This is a genomic window from Streptomyces sp. NPDC024698, assembly GCF_055559015.1.
The window spans coordinates 37,705-54,114 of the sequence record NZ_JBVHLK010000022.1; the positions used below are offsets into that span (position 1 = coordinate 37,705).

General features: G+C 68.6%; 14 protein-coding genes. 1 reads left to right on the forward strand and 13 read right to left on the reverse strand.

The features are described 5' to 3' along the window. Positions 1 to 47: 47 nt before the first annotated feature. Positions 48 to 767 (forward strand): hypothetical protein, encoded by a 720-nt coding sequence (locus tag ACZ4AA_RS32005; protein ID WP_467610529.1) that lies wholly within the window; start codon positions 48 to 50, stop codon positions 765 to 767. Between the two features lie 59 nt (positions 768 to 826). On the opposite strand, the gene nuoN is transcribed toward ACZ4AA_RS32005, so the two are convergent. The 13 genes from nuoN to ACZ4AA_RS32070 are packed head-to-tail and all read right to left on the reverse strand — an operon-like array spanning position 827 to position 16,404. Next, complete coding sequence (gene nuoN / locus ACZ4AA_RS32010) at positions 827 to 2,485, reverse strand: NADH-quinone oxidoreductase subunit NuoN (protein ID WP_467610531.1); 1,659 nt, start codon at positions 2,483 to 2,485, stop codon at positions 827 to 829. Continuing rightward, positions 2,482 to 4,053: an NADH-quinone oxidoreductase subunit M gene (locus ACZ4AA_RS32015; protein ID WP_467610533.1), complete on the reverse strand. Its 1,572-nt coding sequence runs from the start codon at positions 4,051 to 4,053 to the stop codon at positions 2,482 to 2,484. Before ACZ4AA_RS32015 ends, nuoN begins: the two co-directional genes overlap by 4 nt. A gap of 5 nt (positions 4,054 to 4,058) precedes the next feature. Beyond that, positions 4,059 to 5,972, reverse strand: coding sequence for an NADH-quinone oxidoreductase subunit L (gene nuoL / locus ACZ4AA_RS32020; protein WP_467610535.1), 1,914 nt, complete (start codon positions 5,970 to 5,972; stop codon positions 4,059 to 4,061). Between the two features lie 14 nt (positions 5,973 to 5,986). Beyond that, positions 5,987 to 6,286 (reverse strand): NADH-quinone oxidoreductase subunit NuoK, encoded by a 300-nt coding sequence (nuoK, locus tag ACZ4AA_RS32025; RefSeq protein ID WP_009190046.1) that lies wholly within the window; start codon positions 6,284 to 6,286, stop codon positions 5,987 to 5,989. Next, a complete protein-coding gene (locus ACZ4AA_RS32030) occupies positions 6,283 to 7,101 on the reverse strand; it encodes an NADH-quinone oxidoreductase subunit J (RefSeq protein WP_467610537.1) in 819 nt (272 codons plus the stop codon). Before ACZ4AA_RS32030 ends, nuoK begins: the two co-directional genes overlap by 4 nt. Continuing rightward, entirely contained in the window at positions 7,098 to 7,727 is a 630-nt protein-coding gene (gene nuoI, locus ACZ4AA_RS32035) for an NADH-quinone oxidoreductase subunit NuoI (RefSeq protein ID WP_467610539.1), read from the reverse strand. The genes ACZ4AA_RS32030 and nuoI overlap by 4 nt, the downstream gene beginning before the upstream one ends. Next, a complete protein-coding gene (nuoH, locus tag ACZ4AA_RS32040; RefSeq protein ID WP_467610541.1) occupies positions 7,720 to 9,090 on the reverse strand; it encodes an NADH-quinone oxidoreductase subunit NuoH in 1,371 nt (456 codons plus the stop codon). Before nuoH ends, nuoI begins: the two co-directional genes overlap by 8 nt. Beyond that, positions 9,087 to 11,591, reverse strand: coding sequence for an NADH-quinone oxidoreductase subunit G (locus ACZ4AA_RS32045; protein ID WP_467610543.1), 2,505 nt, complete (start codon positions 11,589 to 11,591; stop codon positions 9,087 to 9,089). Before ACZ4AA_RS32045 ends, nuoH begins: the two co-directional genes overlap by 4 nt. Then, positions 11,588 to 12,940, reverse strand: coding sequence for an NADH-quinone oxidoreductase subunit NuoF (gene nuoF, locus ACZ4AA_RS32050; protein ID WP_467610545.1), 1,353 nt, complete (start codon positions 12,938 to 12,940; stop codon positions 11,588 to 11,590). The genes ACZ4AA_RS32045 and nuoF overlap by 4 nt, the downstream gene beginning before the upstream one ends. Then, the gene (gene nuoE, locus ACZ4AA_RS32055) at positions 12,937 to 13,779 is read right to left on the reverse strand and encodes an NADH-quinone oxidoreductase subunit NuoE (RefSeq protein WP_467610547.1); all 843 of its coding nucleotides are present in this window, start codon (positions 13,777 to 13,779) and stop codon (positions 12,937 to 12,939) included. Before nuoE ends, nuoF begins: the two co-directional genes overlap by 4 nt. Continuing rightward, positions 13,776 to 15,116: an NADH-quinone oxidoreductase subunit D gene (locus tag ACZ4AA_RS32060; protein WP_387298056.1), complete on the reverse strand. Its 1,341-nt coding sequence runs from the start codon at positions 15,114 to 15,116 to the stop codon at positions 13,776 to 13,778. Before ACZ4AA_RS32060 ends, nuoE begins: the two co-directional genes overlap by 4 nt. Continuing rightward, positions 15,113 to 15,853, reverse strand: coding sequence for an NADH-quinone oxidoreductase subunit C (locus ACZ4AA_RS32065; protein WP_467610549.1), 741 nt, complete (start codon positions 15,851 to 15,853; stop codon positions 15,113 to 15,115). The genes ACZ4AA_RS32060 and ACZ4AA_RS32065 overlap by 4 nt, the downstream gene beginning before the upstream one ends. Continuing rightward, positions 15,850 to 16,404, reverse strand: a complete 555-nt coding sequence (locus tag ACZ4AA_RS32070; RefSeq protein ID WP_467610552.1) for a NuoB/complex I 20 kDa subunit family protein — start codon at positions 16,402 to 16,404, stop codon at positions 15,850 to 15,852. Before ACZ4AA_RS32070 ends, ACZ4AA_RS32065 begins: the two co-directional genes overlap by 4 nt. Between the last annotated feature and the right edge of the window lie 6 nt (positions 16,405 to 16,410).

Genomic DNA, 16,410 nt, shown 5'->3' on the forward strand with positions numbered 1-16,410 from the left:
GACCCGTGCAGTCCGTACGCCTCTCTCGTGTCTCTAGGAGTCATCGCATGTCCCAGCGCCCCCTCAGGACCACCATCACCCTCGTGACGGCCGCCGCCGCGTCGCTCGCCCTGTCCGCCGCTCCGGCCCCGGCCGCGAACCGTCCGGTCGACCCGAAGGCCGTGCGGGACCTGGTCACCGCGTACGTGGCCAGCGTCAAGTACCTCGACGAGAAGACCGCCCTCGCCGACGGATACGTCCCCCACCAGTGCTCCTCGGATCCCGCGGGGCACGGCAGCATGGGCTACCACTACTTCAACGAGTCCCGCTACGGCTCGCTGGATCCGGCGAAACCGTCGGCTCTCCTCTTCGAGGACGGCAAGGACGGGAAGCGCAAGCTCGCCGGGGTCGAGTGGATCGTGCTGGACTCCGACCAGAACATGAAGACCACCAAGGACCGGCCGTCGATGTTCGGCGGCCAGAAGTTCGACGGTCCGATGCCGGGCCACTACCCCGGTATGCCGATCCACTACGACCTGCACGTCTGGCTGTGGAAGCAGAATCCCAACGGGCTGTTCAACCGCTGGAACCCCAAGGTGAGGTGTCCGGCCGCTCCGGCCCACCCCGGCAAGGCCGACATGGGTCACACGAGCCCGTCCGGGACAGCCCACACCGGCTCGTCGTCCACAGCCCACACCGGCTCGTCGTCGGCCGCACACAAGGGGTCGTCCTCCGCGGCACACACCGGTTCCATGGGCACCGCCCACACCGCCCACACCGGGCACTGAGAACGGCTCGGGCCCCGCTCCCCCCGAGGGAGCGGGGCCCGAGCCGCGGGCGGGCGCGCTCAGCGCACGAAGACCCCGGCCTGGCCGGCCAGGTTCAGGAAGTACTGCGGCGCCACACCGAGCACCACCGTGACCGCCACACCGACCGCGATGGCCGTCATGGTCAGCGGCGACGGCACGGCGACCGTCGGCCCCTCGGGCTTCGGCTCGCTGAAGAACATCAGCACGATCACGCGGATGTAGAAGAACGCCGCGATCGCCGACGAGATCACACCGACCACGACCAGCACGCCCGCGCCGCCCTCGGCCGCCGCCTTGAACACGGCGAACTTTCCGGCGAATCCCGAAGTGAGCGGGATACCGGCGAAGGCCAGCAGGAAGACCGCGAACACCGCGGCCACCAAAGGCGACCTGCGTCCGAGACCCGCCCACTTGGACAGGTGCGTGGCCTCTCCGCCCGCGTCCCGCACGAGCGTGACGACGGCGAAGGCGCCGATCGTGACGAAGGAGTACGCGGCCAGGTAGAAGAGGACCGACGAGACACCGTCCGGCGAGGTCGCGATGACACCCGCGAGGATGAATCCGGCGTGCGCGATCGACGAGTACGCCAGGAGCCGCTTGATGTCGGTCTGGGTGATCGCGACGATCGCGCCGCCCAGCATCGTGACGATCGCCACGGCCCACATGACCGGCCGCCAGTCCCAGCGCATGCCCGGCAGGACGACGTACAGCAGGCGCAGCAGCGCGCCGAACGCCGCCACCTTCGTCGCCGAGGCCATGAAGCCGGTGACCGGGGTCGGCGCGCCCTGGTAGACGTCGGGCGTCCACATGTGGAAGGGGACCGCGCCGACCTTGAAGAGCAGGCCCATGACGACCAGGGCCATGCCCATGAGCAGCAGCACGTCGTTGCCCATGGTGCCGGCGAGCGCCGGGTCGACGTTGGTGATCGTGCCGTCGACGACGTGCGCGATCGTCGCGTACGACACCGAGCCCGCGTAGCCGTACAGCAGGGCGATGCCGAAGAGCGTGAACGCGGAGGCGAAGGCGCCGAGCAGGAAGTACTTGACCGCCGCCTCCTGCGACATGAGCCGCTTGCGGCGGGCCACGGCGCACAGGAGGTACAGCGGCAGGGAGAAGACCTCCAGGGCGACGAACAGTGTCAGCAGGTCGTTGGCCGCGGGGAAGACCAGCATGCCGCCGATCGCGAAGAGCAGCAGCGGGAACACCTCGGTGGTGGTGAACCCCGCCTTCACGGCGGCCTTCTCGCTGTCGCTGCCGGGCACCGAGGCGGCCTGTGCGGCGAAGGCGTCGACCCGGTTTCCGTGTGCCTGGGGGTCGAGGCGCCGCTCGGCGAAGGTGAAGACGCCGAGGATTCCGGCGAGCAGGATCGTGCCCTGGAGGAACAGGGCCGGTCCGTCGACGGCGATCGCGCCCATCGCCGCGATGTGCGCCTTCGTGGTTCCGTATCCGCCCGCCGCGAGCGCGACGACCGCGGAGAAGGCCGCGGCCAGGGCGACGACGGCGGTGAACACCTGTGCGTGGTAACGGAACTTGCGCGGCACGAACGCCTCGACCAGAACCCCGATGACCGCCGCGCCGAGGACGATCAGAGTGGGCGACAATTGCCCATATTCGATCCTCGGCGCGTCGATCTTGGAGATCGGCTCGGCTGCGGTCGCCGCTGTTGTCCACAGGCTGTGGACGGCTGATGCGCTCACTTGGCCGCCTCCACCGCGGGCTGGGGGTCCGTCTTGTGTACATCTGACATGGTCTGCTTGACCGCCGGGTTGACGATGTCGGTGAGCGGCTTCGGGAAGACGCCCAGGAAGATCAGCAGAGCGATCAGCGGGGCGACCACGAGAAGCTCGCGCACCCTGAGGTCCGGCATCTTCGCCACTTCGGCCTTGACCGGGCCGGTCATCGTCCGCTGATAGAGGACGAGGGTGTAGAGCGCGGCGAGGACGATGCCGAAGGTGGCGATGATGCCGACCACCGGATACCGCGTGAACGTGCCGACCAGGACCAGGAATTCACTCACGAAGGGCGCGAGACCCGGGAGCGACAGCGTCGCGAGGCTGCCGATCAGGAAGGTGCCGGCGAGCACCGGGGCCACCTTCTGCACCCCTCCGTAGTCGGCGATCAGACGCGAGCCGCGCCGCGAGATCAGGAAGCCGGCCACCAGCATCAGGGCGGCGGTCGAGATCCCGTGGTTGACCATGTAGAGCGTCGCGCCCGACTGGCCCTGGCTGGTCATCGCGAAGATGCCCAGGACGATGAACCCGAAGTGCGAGATCGACGCGTAGGCGACCAGCCGCTTGATGTCCCGCTGCCCGACCGCGAGCAGTGCCCCGTAGACGATGCTGATCAGCGCCAGGACGAGGATCGCGGGCGTCGCCCACTTGCTCGCCTCCGGGAAGAGCTGGAGGCAGAAGCGGAGCATCGCGAAGGTGCCGACCTTGTCGACGACCGCCGTGATCAGCACGGCCACCGGTGCGGTGGCCTCACCCATGGCGTTGGGCAGCCAGGTGTGCAGCGGCCACAGGGGCGCCTTCACCGCGAAGGCGAAGAAGAAGCCGAGGAAGAGCCAGCGTTCGGTGCTGGTCGCCATGTGCAGAGAGCCGTCGGCCCGCGCGTGGACGATCTCCTGGAGCGAGAAGCTCCCGGCCACCACGTAGAGGCCGATCACGGCGGCCAGCATGATCAGACCGCCGACCAGGTTGTAGAGCAGGAACTTCACCGCGGCGTACGAGCGTTGGGTCGCCGCCGCCTCGTCGCCGTGTTCGTGGGCCCGGTCCCCGAAGCCGCCGATGAGGAAGTACATCGGGATCAGCATGGCTTCGAAGAAGATGTAGAAGAGGAAGACGTCGGTGGCCTCGAAGGAGATGATCACCATCGCCTCGACGGCCAGGATCAGGGCGAAGAAACCCTGGGTCGGACGCCAGCGCCTGCTTCCGGTCTCGTGCGGGTCGGCGTCGTGCCAGCCCGCCAGGATCACGAACGGCATCAGCAGCGCGGTGAGCGCGACGAGCGCCACCCCGATGCCGTCCACGCCCAGTTGGTAGCGCACCCCGAAGTCCGGGATCCAGGCGTGGGACTCGGTGAGCTGGTAGCGGGCACCGCCGGGGTCGAAACGCACCAGGGTGACCGCGGCGAGTGCCAGCGTGCCCAGGGAGACGAGCAGCGCCAGCCACTTGGCCGCGACGCGCTGCGCGGCCGGCACGGCGGCCGTGGCGATCGCCCCGAGGGCCGGGAGCACCGCCGTCGCTGTCAGCAGAGGAAAGGACATCGGTATCAGACCGCCCTCATCAGCAGGGTCGCGGCGACGAGGATCGCCGCACCGCCGAACATCGAGACCGCGTAACTGCGCGCATAGCCGTTCTGGAGCTTGCGCAGCCGTCCGGAGAGGCCGCCCACCGAGGCGGCTGTCCCGTTGACGACCCCGTCGACCAGGGTGTGGTCGACGTACACCAGGGAGCGGGTGAGGTGCTCACCGCCGCGTACCAGCACGACATGGTTGAAGTCGTCCTGGTACAGGTCGCGCCGGGCGGCGCGGGTGAGCAGGGAGCCGCGCGGGGCGACCACCGGGACGGAGCTGCGTCCGTACTGGAGGTAGGCGATGCCGGCGCCGACGACGAGCAGCACCATGGTGGCCAGGGTGACCGTGAGGGCGCTGACGGGCGAGTCGCCCTCCGAGTGCCCGGTGACCGGCTCCAGCCAGTGCAGGAAGCGGTCGCCGATGCTGAAGAAGCCACCCGCGAAGACCGAGCCGAAGGCCAGCACGATCATCGGGATCGTCATGGACCTGGGCGACTCGTGCGGGTGCGGCTCATGGCCCTCCGCGTCGGGCTGCCAGCGCTTCTCCCCGAAGAAGGTCATGATCATCACGCGCGTCATGTAGTACGCGGTGATCGCGGCACCCAGCAGGGCCACGCCGCCGAGGATCCAGCCCTCGGTGCCTCCCTTGGCGAAGGCCGCCTCGATGATCTTGTCCTTGGAGAAGAAGCCGGACAGGAAGGGGAAGCCGATGATCGCGAGGTAGCCGAGACCGAAGGTCACGAACGTGATCGGCATGTACTTCCTGAGGCCGCCGAACTTCCTCATGTCGACCTCGTCGTTCATGCCGTGCATGACCGAACCGGCGCCGAGGAAGAGCCCGGCCTTGAAGAAGCCGTGCGTCACCAGGTGCATGATCGCCCAGACGTAACCGATGGGGCCGAGGCCCGCCGCCAGCACCATGTAGCCGATCTGCGACATGGTCGAGCCGGCGAGCGCCTTCTTGATGTCGTCCTTAGCGCAACCGACGATCGCACCGAACAGGAGCGTGACCCCGCCCACGACGGTGACGACGAGCTGCGCGTCGGGGGCCGCGTTGAAGACGGCGGCCGAACGGACGATCAGGTACACGCCCGCGGTGACCATGGTGGCGGCGTGGATGAGGGCCGAGACCGGGGTCGGGCCCTCCATCGCGTCCCCGAGCCAGGACTGGAGCGGCACCTGGGCCGACTTGCCGCACGCGGCGAGCAGGAGCATCAGCGCGATGGCGGTCAGCTTGCCCTGGGTCGCGTCCCCGGCGATCCCCTGGTGCCCCTCGGTGCCGAGCAGCGGCCCGAAGGCGAAGGTCCCGAAGGTCGTGAACATCAGCATGATGCCGATGGACAGGCCCAGGTCGCCGACACGGTTGACCAGGAAGGCCTTCTTCGCGGCCGTGGCCGCGCTGGGCTTGTGCTGCCAGAAGCCGATCAGCAGGTACGAGGCGAGACCGACGCCCTCCCAGCCGACGTACAGCAGGAGGTAGTTGTCGGCGAGGACGAGCAGCAGCATCGCCGCCAGGAACAGGTTCAGATAGCCGAAGAAGCGGCGGCGGCGCTCGTCGTGCTCCATGTACCCGATCGAGTACAGGTGGATCAGCGAGCCGACACCGGTGATCAGCAGGACGAACGTCATCGACAGCTGGTCGAGCTGGAAGCCGACGTCCGCGCGGAAGTCGCCGACGGCGATCCAGCTGAACAGATGCTGTGTGAAGGTCCGGTCGCCCGGACTCTTCCCCAGCATGTCGGCGAAGAGCACGACGGCGATCACGAAGGAGGCGGCCGCGAGCACGGTGCCGACCCACTGGCCGACGGCGTCCAGCCGGCGTCCGCCGCACAGCAGTACGGCCGCTCCGAGCAGAGGCGCCGCGATGAGCAGCGCAATCAGGTTCTCCACGATTCAGCGACCCCTTACAGCTTCATCAGGCTGGCGTCGTCGACCGAGGCCGAGTGGCGGGAACGGAACAGCGACACGATGATCGCGAGCCCGACCACGACCTCCGCGGCGGCGACGACCATCGTGAAGAAGGCGATGATCTGGCCGTCGAGATTGCCGTGCATCCGGGAGAAGACGACGAAGGCGAGGTTGCAGGCGTTGAGCATGAGCTCGATGCACATGAACACCACGATCGCGTTCCGTCTGATCAGGACGCCGGTGGCGCCGATCGTGAACAACAGAGCGGCGAGATAGAGGTAGTTGACCGGATTCACTTGGACGCCTCCTCCGGCTTCGTGCGCTCCAGGCGCTCCTCGGAACGCTGCTCCAGCGCCTTCAGGTCCTTCAGCGCGTCGGCCGACACGTCACGGATCTGCCCGCGGTCGCGCAGCGTCTTGCTGACGGTCAGCTCGGACGGGGTGCCGTCGGGGAGCAGGCCCGCGATGTCCACCGCGTTGTGCCGGGCGTAGACACCCGGCGCCGGCAGCGGCGGGAGGTGCTTGCCCTCGCGCACGCGCTGCTCGGACAGCTCGCGCTGGGTCTTGGCACGCTCGGTGCGCTCGCGGTGCGTCAGCACCATGGCGCCGATGGTGGCCGTGATGAGCAGGGCGCCGGTGATCTCGAAGGCGAACACGTACTTCGTGAAGATGAGGGCGGCGAGGCCCTCCACGTTGCCGCCGGCGTTCGCCTTCGACAGGCCGTCGAAGTCCTGGACGGAGGCGTTGCCGATACCGGCGAACAGCAGGATGCCGAAGCCGAGTCCGCAGAGCAGGGCCAGCCAGCGCTGCCCCTTGATGGTCTCCTTCAGCGAGTCCGCCGCGGTGACACCGACGAGCATGACGACGAAGAGGAAGAGCATCATGATCGCGCCGGTGTAGACGACGACCTGGACGATGCCCAGGAAGTAGGCGCCGTTGGCGAGGTAGAACACCGCCAGGATGATCATGGTCCCGGCGAGGCACAGCGCGCTGTGCACGGCCTTCCTCATGAAGACGGTGCACAGGGCGCCGATCACCGCGACGGTGCCCAGAACCCAGAACTGGAAGGCCTCTCCGGTGGAGGTGGAGTACGCGGCCAGGTTCGCGGTCATGCCTCCGCCCCCTCTCCGGCGGACGAGCCCGTCGGGCTCGCCGAGGGGTGCAACTCGCCCTTGGAGACGGCCACCTGGCGCTCGGTGCCGGGCGCCGCCTCGGTCACCAGACCCTGGTAGTAGTCCTGCTCGTCCGTGCCCGGGAAGATCGAGTGCGGTGTCTCGACCATGCCTTCCTGGAGTCCGGCGAGCAGCTGCTCCTTGGTGTAGATGAGGTTGGCACGGCTGCTGTCCGCGAGCTCGAACTCGTTCGTCATCGTCAGCGCGCGCGTGGGGCACGCCTCGATGCACAGGCCGCACAGGATGCAGCGGGCGTAATTGATCTGGTAGACGCGGCCGTAACGCTCGCCCGGGGAGTAGCGCTCCTCCTCGGTGTTGTCCGCGCCCTCCACATAGATGGCGTCCGCGGGACAGGCCCAGGCGCACAGCTCACAGCCGACGCACTTCTCCAGGCCGTCCGGATGGCGGTTGAGCTGGTGCCGGCCGTGGAACCGCGGTGCGGTGGTCTTCTGCTGTTCCGGGTACTGCTCGGTCAGCCGCTTCTTGAACATGGCCTTGAAGGTCACGCCGAAACCGGCGACGGGGTTCTGGAAACCCGGTTTGGTCTCCTTCGGCTCCTCAGCCATCGGACCCCTCCTTTCCGTCACGAGATCCGGTAACCGATCCATCACTCGCAGTATCGGACCCGCCACTGACAATCAGCTCCCGCTCCCGGCGCGGACGGCGCCGCGGTACCGGCGGCAGCTCCTGGCCGGGCAGCGGGGGCACGGGGAATCCACCGGCCATCGGGTCGAAGGCGGCGGACTCGGCGGGCGTCTCGTGGCCCTGCTTGTCGCGGAAGATGTCCGCCACGAAGGACAGCAACAGCAGGACGAGGACACCTCCGCCCACGTACAGGGCGATGTCGGCGAAGTCGTAGTGCTCGTTGCGCAGCGTCCGTACCGTCGCGACGAGCATCAGCCAGACGACGGAGACCGGGATGAGCACCTTCCAGCCGAGCTTCATCAGCTGGTCGTAGCGGACACGCGGCAGCGTGCCGCGCAGCCAGATGAAGAAGAACAGCAGCAGCTGCACCTTCACCACGAACCAGAGCATCGGCCACCAGCCGTGGTTGGCGCCCTCCCAGAAGCTGCTGATGGGCCACGGTGCCCGCCAGCCGCCCAGGAAGAGCGTCGTGGACACCGCCGAGACCGTCACCATGTTCACGTACTCGGCGAGCATGAACAGCGCGAACTTGATCGACGAGTACTCGGTGTTGAACCCGCCGACCAGGTCGCCCTCGGACTCCGGCATGTCGAACGGGGCCCGGTTGGTCTCGCCGATCATCGTCACGACGTAGATCAGGAAGGAGACCGGCAGCAGGACGATGTACCAGCGGTCGTGCTGCTGCTCGACGATCGTCGAGGTCGACATCGAACCGGAGTAGAGGAACACGGAGGCGAACGCGGCGCCCATGGCGATCTCGTACGAGATCATCTGGGCGCAGGAGCGCAGACCGCCAAGGAGCGGGTAGGTGGATCCCGAGCTCCAGCCGGCGAGCACGATCCCGTAGATGCCCACGGAGGCCACCGCGAGGATGTAGAGCATCGCGATCGGCAGGTCGGTCAGCTGCATCGTGGTGCGCTGACCGAAGATCGAGACCTCGTCGTCCGCGGGCCCGAAGGGGATCACGGCGATCGCCATGAAGGCCGGGATGGCCGCCACGATCGGCGCGAGGACGTACACCACCTTGTCCGCGCGCTTGACGATGACGTCTTCCTTGAGCATGAGCTTCACGCCGTCGGCGAGCGACTGGAGCATGCCCCAGGGCCCGTGCCGGTTGGGGCCGATGCGCAGCTGCATCCAGGCGACGACCTTGCGCTCCCAGACGATGGAGAAGAGCACGGTCACCATCAGGAAGGCGAAGCAGAAGACCGCCTTGACGACGACCAGCCACCAGGGGTCGTGGCCGAACATCGAGAGGTCTTCCGTGGCGAGGTACGGCCTCATGCCTCCACCTCCTTGGGGGCCTCGGCGGCGATGGTCGCCGGGCCGATGCGGACGAGTGCGCCGGGCAGCGCCCCGGTGTCGGAGGCGACGCCCCCTCCGGTCGAGTTCAGCGGGAGCCAGACCACGCGGTCGGGCATCTCGGTGATCTGGAGCGGGAGTTCGACCGTTCCCGCCGGGCCGGTCACGGCGATGAGGTCGCCGTTCTTGACCCCCGCCTCGGCGGCGGTGGCGGCCGACACACGCGCGCGTGCGGCGTGCCGGGTCCCGGCGAGCGCTTCGTCGCCCTCCTGGAGACGCCCCTGGTCGAGCAGCAGCCGGTGCCCGGCCAGTACGGCCTCTCCGGCGGCCGGGCGCGGCATCTGCACGCCGGTCTCCCGGGGCTCGCCGGCCCGCGGTCCGTCCCAGGCACCGAGCCGGTCCAGTTCCGCGCGCGTGGTGCGCAGATCCGGCAGCCCGAGGTGTACGTCCATGGCGTCGGCCAGCATCTGGAGGACACGCGCGTCGGCGGGCGCGAGACTCCGGGTCATCTGGTCGGGCTTGAGCGCGGCCTCGAAGGAGCGGACCCTGCCTTCCCAGTTGAGGAAGCTTCCGGCCTTCTCGGCGACCGCGGCGACCGGCAGGACGACGTCGGCGTGCTCGGTGATCTCGCTGGGCCGCAGTTCGAGCGACACCAGGAAGCCCACTTCGGACAGGGCCGCACGCGCGCGTGCCGGATCGGGCAGGTCGGCGACCTCCACGCCCGCGACCACCAGGGCCCGCAGTTCGCCGCCGGCGGCCGCTTCCACGATCTGGCCGGTGTCACGGCCGTAGCGGTGCGGGAGTTCGGAGACACCCCACGCGGCCGCGACCTCGTCCCGCGCGCGCGGGTCGGTGGCCGGGCGGCCACCCGGCAGCAGCGACGGAAGCGCGCCCGCCTCGATCGCACCGCGCTCCCCGGCCCGGCGCGGGATCCACACCAGCCGGGCGCCCGTGGCGGTCGCGGTCCGCACGGCGGCGGTCAGGCCGCCCGCCACGGTGGCCAGCCGCTCGCCGACGACGATCACGGCGCCTTCGGTGCGCAGCGCCTCGCCGGCCCGGGTTCCGTCCTCGTCCAGGCCGACACCGCTCGCGAGCGCGTCCAGCCACTCGGTCTCGGTGCCGGGCGCGGCCGGCAGCAGGGTGCCGCCCGCCTTCTCCAGACCGCGGGTGGCGTGCGTGGCCAGGGAGAAGGCCTTCTGTCCGTGCCCACGCCAGGCCTTGCGCAGCCGCAGGAAGACGCCGGGCGCCTCCTCCTCGGACTCGAAGCCCACCAGCAGGACGGCGGGCGCCTTCTCCAGCGAGGTGTACGTGACACCGGTTCCGTCGAGGTCCCGGCCGCGTCCGGCGATCCGGGCGGCCAGGAAGTCGGCCTCCTCGGAGCTGTGCACGCGCGCGCGGAAGTCGATGTCGTTCGTGTCGAGGGCCACGCGTGCGAACTTGCTGTACGCGTAGGCGTCCTCGACGGTGAGCCGTCCGCCGGTGAGGACTCCGGCCCGGCCGCGGGCCGCCGTCAGCCCCTGTGCGGCGGCTTCGAGGGCCTCCGGCCAGGAGGCGGGTTCGAGGACGCCCTCGCTGTTGCGCACCAGGGGGGTGTCGAGGCGGTCGCGCTGCTGCGCGTACCGGAACCCGAACCGGCCCTTGTCGCAGACCCACTCCTCGTTGACCTCGGCGTCCGGCGCCGCGAGACGCCGCATCACCTTGCCGCGCCGGTGGTCGGTGCGCGTCGCGCAGCCGCCGGAGCAGTGCTCGCACACGGAGTGCGAGGAGATGAGGTCGAAGGGGCGCGAGCGGAAGCGGTACGCCGCCGACGTGAGCGCGCCCACCGGGCAGATCTGGATCGTGTTGCCGGAGAAGTACGACTCGAAGGGGTCGCCGTCACCGGTGCCGACCTGCTGGAGCGCGCCCCGCTCGACCAGCTCGATCATGGGGTCGCCCGCGATCTGGTTCGAGAAACGGGTGCAGCGGGCGCACAGCACGCACCGCTCGCGGTCGAGCAGCACCTGTGTGGAGATGGGGACGGGCTTCTCGTAGGTCCGCTTCCTGCCCTCGAACCGGGACTCGGCGTTGCCGTGCGACATCGCCTGGTTCTGAAGCGGGCACTCGCCTCCCTTGTCGCAGACCGGGCAGTCCAGCGGGTGGTTGATGAGCAGCAGCTCCATCACACCGTGCTGTGCCTTCTCGGCCACCTGGGAGGTGAGTTGAGTCTTGACGACCATCCCGTCCGTACAGGTGATCGTGCAGGACGCCATGGGCTTGCGCTGGCCCTCGACCTCGACGATGCACTGGCGGCAGGCGCCGGCCGGGTCGAGGAGCGGGTGGTCGCAGAACCGGGGGATCTCGATGCCGAGCTGTTCGGCGGCCCGGATGACCAGGGTGCCCTTGGGCACGCTCATCTCGACGCCGTCGATCGTCAGCGAGACGAGGTCCTCCGGCGGGACCGACGCTTCCCCGCCTCCGGAGGGAGCACTGGTGGTCACTGTCATGCGTTCACCTCCGTGTGCTTGTCCGCCCAGGCCGTGGACCTGGCGGGGTCGAAGGGGCAGCCGCGGCCCGTGATGTGCTGCTCGTACTCCTCGCGGAAGTACTTGAGCGAGGAGAAGATCGGCGAGGCGGCACCGTCGCCGAGGGCGCAGAAGGACTTGCCGTTGATGTTGTCGGCGATGTCGTTCAGCTTGTCGAGGTCGGACATGACGCCCTTGCCGGCTTCGATGTCACGGAGCAACTGGACGAGCCAGTACGTTCCTTCACGGCAGGGGGTGCACTTGCCGCAGGACTCGTGGGCGTAGAACTCGGTCCAGCGGGTGACGGCGCGGACGACGCAGGTCGTCTCGTCGAAGCACTGGAGTGCTTTCGTGCCGAGCATGGAACCCGCGGCGCCCACTCCTTCGTAGTCAAGAGGGACGTCGAGGTGCTCGTCGGTGAACATCGGGGTCGAGGAGCCGCCCGGCGTCCAGAACTTCAGCCGGTGTCCGGGGCGCATCCCGCCGCTCATGTCGAGGAGTTGACGCAGGGTGATGCCGAGCGGTGCCTCGTACTGGCCGGGGCTGACGACATGGCCGCTGAGCGAGTACAGCGTGAAGCCCGGAGACTTCTCGCTGCCCATCGACCTGAACCATTCCTTGCCTTTTTGGAGAATTGCGGGAACTGACGCGATGGATTCGACGTTGTTCACAACAGTTGGACACGCATAGAGGCCCGCGACAGCAGGGAAAGGGGGACGAAGCCGCGGTTGGCCGCGACGGCCTTCGAGCGAGTCGAGCAGCGCGGTCTCCTCACCGCAGATGTACGCGCCCGCGCCCGCGTGCACGGTGAGCTGGAGGTCGAGCCCGCTGCCCAGGATGTTCTCGCCCAGGTAGCCCGCCGCGTAGGCCTCACGTACGGCCTCGTGCAACCGCCGCAGTACAGGGACCACTTCACCGCGGAGATAGATGAAGGCATGCGAAGACCGAATGGCATAGCACGCGATCACAATGCCCTCGATGAGGCTGTGCGGGTTCGCGAAGAGGAGCGGGATGTCCTTGCAGGTTCCCGGCTCCGATTCGTCGGCGTTGACAACTAGATAGTGAGGTTTGCCGTCTCCCTGCGGAATGAACTGCCATTTCATTCCGGTCGGGAAGCCGGCCCCGCCGCGACCGCGCAGACCGGAGTCCTTGACGTACGCGATCAGGTCGTCCGGTGACATGGCGAGTGCCTTGCGCAGGCCCTCGTACCCCTCGTGCCTTCGGTAGACGTCCAGCGACCAGGACCTGTCCTCGTCCCAGAAGGCCGACAGCACGGGTGCGAGCAGCTTTTCGGGACTCGTTTCGTTGATCTCGGCTGCCAAGGTCATCACTCCCCCTCCTCTGCCACGGGACCCGCCGGGTGGGACGGGTCGGAGGCCGACGTGTCCTGCGGCGCGTCGTGCGAGCTGCGGTGCTCGGCGGGCCGCTGGTCCTGAGGCACTCCTCCGCCGCGCGGATGCACCACGCGCGCGGAGCCCTTCTCCCCCTTGGCGAGCCGCAGCCCGACCAGCGACGCGTGCCCGGCGCTGCCGCCGGCCTCCACCGCGCCCTCGCGCTCGTCGGGGAAGCCCGCCAGGATCCGGGCGGTGTCCTTGAAGGTGCACAGCCGGGCGCCGCGGGTCGGGTCGACGTCGGCACCGGCGCGCAGGTCGTCGACGAGACGCTTGGCCGAGGCCACGGTCTGGTTGTCGAAGAACTCCCAGTTCACCATCACGACGGGAGCGAAGTCGCAGGCCGCGTTGCACTCGATGTGCTCCAGGGTGACCTTGCCGTCACCGGTGGTCTCCCCGTTGCCGACGCCGAGGTGGTCCTGGAGGGCCTCGAAGATGGCGTCGCCACCCATGACGGCACACAGGGTGTTGGTGCAGACACCCACCTGGTAGTCACCGCTCGGCTTGCGCCGGTACATCGAGTAGAAGGTCGCGACGGCGGCGACCTCGGCCGTCGTCAGCTTCAGTACCTCCGCGCAGAACCGCTGTCCGGTGCGCGTGACGTGGCCCTCCTGCGACTGCACGAGATGCAGCAACGGAAGGAGCGCCGAGCGGGAGTCGGGGTAGCGGGCGATGATCTCGCGCGCGTCCGCCTCCAGTCGGGCCCGGACGTCGGCCGGGTAGTCGGGCGCGGGCAGTTGGGGCATGCCCAGGCTGACGCCCTCGGGGGTGGTGGTCATCGGTCGACGCCTCCCATCACGGGGTCGATGGACGCGACGGCGACGATGACGTCGGCGACCTGGCCGCCTTCGCACATCGCGGCCATGGCCTGAAGGTTGGTGAAGGACGGGTCACGGAAGTGGACCCGGTAGGGACGGGTGCCTCCGTCGGAGACGACGTGCACCCCGAGCTCGCCCTTGGGCGACTCGACCGCCGTGTACGCCTGTCCCGGCGGCACGCGGAAGCCCTCGGTCACCAGCTTGAAGTGGTGGATCAGGGCCTCCATGGAGGTGCCCATGATCTTCTTGATGTGGTCGAGGGAGTTGCCCAGTCCGTCGGGGCCGAGCGCGAGCTGGGCGGGCCAGGCGATCTTCTTGTCGGCGACCATGACCGGGCCGGGCTGGAGCCGGTCCAGGCACTGCTCGACGATCCGCAGCGACTGGCGCATCTCCTCCAGGCGGATCAGGAAGCGACCGTAGGAGTCGCAGGTGTCGGCGGTCGGGACCTCGAAGTCGTAGTTCTCGTAGCCGCAGTACGGCTGGGACTTGCGCAGGTCGTGCGGCAGGCCCGCCGAGCGCAGGATCGGGCCGGTGGCGCCGAGGGCCATGCAGCCGGCCAGGTCGAGATAGCCGACGTCCTGCATGCGCGCCTTGAAGATGGGGTTCCCGGTGGCGAGCTTGTCGTACTCGGGAAGGTTCTTCGTCATCTTCTTCACGAACTCGCGGATCTGGTCCACCGCGCCCGGGGGCAGGTCCTGGGCGAGTCCGCCGGGGCGGATGAACGCGTGGTTCATCCGCAGGCCCGTGATCAGCTCGTAGATGTCGAGGATGAGCTCACGGTCACGGAAGCCGTAGATCATGATCGTGGTGGCGCCCAGCTCCATGCCGCCGGTGGCGATGCACACCAGGTGGGAGGAGAGCCGGTTCAGCTCCATGAGGAGCACGCGGATGATCGAGGCGCGGTCGGGGATCTGGTCGGTGATCCCGAGGAGCTTCTCGACGCCGAGACAGTAGGCCGTCTCGTTGAAGAACGGCGTCAGATAGTCCATGCGCGTCACGAACGTGGTGCCCTGGGTCCACGTGCGGAACTCGAGGTTCTTCTCGATGCCCGTGTGGAGGTAGCCGATGCCGCAGCGGGCCTCGGTGACCGTCTCGCCGTCGATCTCCAGGATGAGCCTGAGTACACCGTGGGTGGACGGGTGCTGCGGGCCCATGTTGACGATGATGCGCTCGTCGTCGGACTTGGCCGCCGACTGGGCGATCTCGTCCCAGTCGCCGCCGGTGACCGTATAGACGGTGCCCTCGGTCGTCTCGCGGGGCGAGGCGGCCGACGCCCCGGAAGGGGTCTGCGTGCTCATGAGTACGACCTCCGCTGGTCCGGAGCCGGGATCTGGGCGCCCTTGTACTCGACGGGGATGCCGCCGAGGGGATAGTCCTTGCGCTGCGGGAAGCCCTGCCAGTCGTCCGGCATCATGATCCGCGTCAGCGCGGGGTGGCCGTCGAAGATCAGGCCGAAGAAGTCGTACGTCTCGCGCTCGTGCCAGTCGTTCGTCGGATAGACGGAGACGAGCGAGGGGACGTGCGGGTCCGCGTCCGGGGCGCTGACCTCCAGCCGGATCAGCCGGTTGTGGGTGATCGAGCGCAGGTGGTAGACGGCGTGCAGCTCGCGGCCCTTGTCCTGCGGGTGGTGCACACCGGAGACACCGGTGCACAGCTCGAACCGGAGGGCCGGGTCGTCGCGCAGCGTCTGGGCGACCGGGAGCAGGTACTCGCGTTCGACGTGGAACGTGATCTCGTCGCGGTCGACGACCGTCTTGTCGATGACGTTCTCGGGGACGAGTCCCTGTTCCTCCAGAGCGCCCTCCAGTTCGTCGGCCACCTCGTCGAACCAGCCGCCGTAGGGCCGGCCGGCCGCCCCGGGCAGCCGGATCGAGCGGACCAGACCGCCGTAGCCGGAGGTATCGCCGCCGTTGTTGGCGCCGAACATCCCGCGCTGGACGCGGATCTCCTCGCCCTTGTCGCCTCGCTGGCCGGGAAGGTTGGAGGCGCCCAGGTCCTTCTCGGGGTTGACCCCGTTGCCGTTCGCATCGCTCACCGCAGCAGGCCCTTCATCTCGATGATGGGAAGCGCCTTGAGCGCCGCTTCCTCCGCCTCGCGGGCCGCCTCCTCGGCGTTGACGCCGAGCTTGGTGGTCTGGATCTTCTGGTGGAGCTTGAGGATCGCGTCCATCAGCATCTCGGGCCGCGGCGGGCATCCGGGCAAATAGATGTCGACCGGGACGATGTGGTCGACTCCCTGCACAATGGCGTAGTTGTTGAACATTCCGCCTGATGACGCACAAACTCCCATGGAAATGACCCACTTGGGGTTGGGCATCTGGTCGTAGACCTGCCGCAGCACCGGCGCCATCTTCTGGCTCACCCGGCCGGCCACGATCATCAGGTCGGCCTGGCGGGGTGACCCGCGGAAGACCTCCATACCGAAGCGGGCCAGGTCGTAGCGCCCGGCGCCGGTCGTCATCATCTCGATGGCACAGCAGGCGAGCCCGAATGTCGCGGGGAAGACGGACGCCTTGCGCACCCAGCCCGCGGCCTGCTCGACGGTCGTCAGCAGGAATCCGCTCGGCAGCTTTTCTTCGAGTCCCATGTCTTA

What these genes read in the sequence shown, in the direction of transcription:
- ACZ4AA_RS32005 (WP_467610529.1), top strand. Translation starts at nt 48, where the DNA reads ATGTCCCAGCGCCCCCTCAGGACCACCATCACCCTCGTGACGGCCGCC.
- ACZ4AA_RS32015 (WP_467610533.1), bottom strand. Translation starts at nt 4,053, where the DNA reads ATGTCCTTTCCTCTGCTGACAGCGACGGCGGTGCTCCCGGCCCTCGGG.
- ACZ4AA_RS32030 (WP_467610537.1), bottom strand. Translation starts at nt 7,101, where the DNA reads ATGACCGCGAACCTGGCCGCGTACTCCACCTCCACCGGAGAGGCCTTC.
- nuoI (WP_467610539.1), bottom strand. Translation starts at nt 7,727, where the DNA reads ATGGCTGAGGAGCCGAAGGAGACCAAACCGGGTTTCCAGAACCCCGTC.
- nuoH (WP_467610541.1), bottom strand. Translation starts at nt 9,090, where the DNA reads ATGAGGCCGTACCTCGCCACGGAAGACCTCTCGATGTTCGGCCACGAC.
- ACZ4AA_RS32045 (WP_467610543.1), bottom strand. Translation starts at nt 11,591, where the DNA reads ATGACAGTGACCACCAGTGCTCCCTCCGGAGGCGGGGAAGCGTCGGTC.
- nuoE (WP_467610547.1), bottom strand. Translation starts at nt 13,779, where the DNA reads ATGACCACCACCCCCGAGGGCGTCAGCCTGGGCATGCCCCAACTGCCC.
- ACZ4AA_RS32060 (WP_387298056.1), bottom strand. Translation starts at nt 15,116, where the DNA reads ATGAGCACGCAGACCCCTTCCGGGGCGTCGGCCGCCTCGCCCCGCGAG.
- ACZ4AA_RS32070 (WP_467610552.1), bottom strand. Translation starts at nt 16,404, where the DNA reads ATGGGACTCGAAGAAAAGCTGCCGAGCGGATTCCTGCTGACGACCGTC.